This is a genomic window from Kocuria sp. CPCC 205235, assembly GCF_040980905.1.
Taxonomy (GTDB): Bacteria; Actinomycetota; Actinomycetes; order Actinomycetales; family Micrococcaceae; genus Kocuria; species Kocuria carniphila.
In genome coordinates, this window is record NZ_JAVKPR010000067.1 from 1 (window position 1) to 1,382 (window position 1,382).

1 protein-coding gene is annotated in these 1,382 nt (G+C 63.9%); it reads right to left on the bottom strand.

The genetic code is table 11. The annotated features are described in order from the left end of the window. Nucleotides 1-42: 42 nt before the first annotated feature. Nucleotides 43-1,293 (bottom strand): IS256 family transposase, encoded by a 1,251-nt coding sequence (locus tag RF638_RS15970; protein ID WP_129702506.1) that lies wholly within the window; start codon nt 1,291-1,293, stop codon nt 43-45. Nucleotides 1,294-1,382 lie beyond the last annotated feature (89 nt).

A 1,382-nucleotide genomic window follows, 5' to 3' on the forward strand; every position in this document is an offset into this window, starting at 1 on the left:
GGGTCTGTCCGTTAAACGGTGTGTGGGGTCCGGCGGTTCTCATTAGTGAGTGGTTCTTTCGAACCGTCCGGCGAAGGTGATCGCGAACGCGTTCAGCGCGGGCTTCCACCTCATCATCCAGCGTGCCCTCCCGCCGCCGGTGGGGTCAAGCGAGCGTGTCACCAGGTACAAGCACTTCAACGCCGCTTGCTCGTTCGGGAAGTGTCCGCGGGCTCGGACGGCCCGCCGGTATCTCGCGTTGATCGACTCGATCGCGTTGGTCGTGCAGATCACTTGACGGATCTCGACGTCGTATTCGAGGAACGGCACGAACTCCGCCCAGGAGTTGCGCCAGAGCTGCACGATCGCTGGATACCGCTCACCCCACTCGGCGGCGAACTCCTCGAACCTGTCCTTCGCCGCCTGCTCGGACGGGGCCGTGTAAACGGGCTTGAGCGAACGGACGATCGCATCCCGGTGCTGCCGGCCGGCATAACGGAACGAGTTGCGGATCAGGTGCACGATGCACTGCTGCACGACCGCCTGCTCCCAGGTGGTGTTGATCGCTTCCGGCAACCCCTTGAGGCCGTCGCACACCGCGATCAGCACGTCCTCGACCCCGCGGTTCTTCAGCTCGCTGAACACCTGCAGCCAGAACCTCGCCCCTTCCGCGCCGTCGCCGGCCCAGATACCCAGGATGTCGCGTTCCCCGTTCGTCGTGACGCCCATGACGACGTAGAACGGGGTGTTGCGGACCTGCCCGTCACGAACCTTCACCACGATCGCGTCGACGAAGATCACCGGATAGATCGCATCCAGCGGGCGGGAAGCCCACTCCGCGAGTTCCCCGGTGACCTTCTCGGTAATCTGGCTGATCGTGTCCTTGGAGACCTTCGCCCCATAGACCTCGTCGAAGTGAGCGGCGATCTCCCCGGTCGTCAGCCCGCGCGCGGTCAGCGACAGCACGATCTGATCGATCCCGTCCAGCCGGCGCTTGCGCTTGGGCACGATCACCGGCTCGAACGACCCGTCACGATCCCGAGGAACCTCGATCTCCACCGGCCCGATCTCGGTGAGCACCGTCTTTGTCCGGGTCCCATTGCGCATGTTCACCCCCATTGGGGTCTCGCCGTGCTCGTGACCGAGATGCTCGGTCAGCTCAGCGTTCAGCGCGGTCTCAAGCACGTTTTTCGTGAGCTGGTTTAGCAGGCCTCCTGGCCCGACCAGGCTCACACCCTGCTCCTTCGCCTGCGCCAGTAAGCGCGCGGCGAGGTCTTTCTGATCGATGATCTCTCCCGTCACGGGATCAATCATCTCGTCGTCCAACAAATCGGTCGTGTCAGCCACGGCCGTCTCCTCTCGGATCAGGCCGGACCCTCACACACCGTTCTTCTGACAGTCCC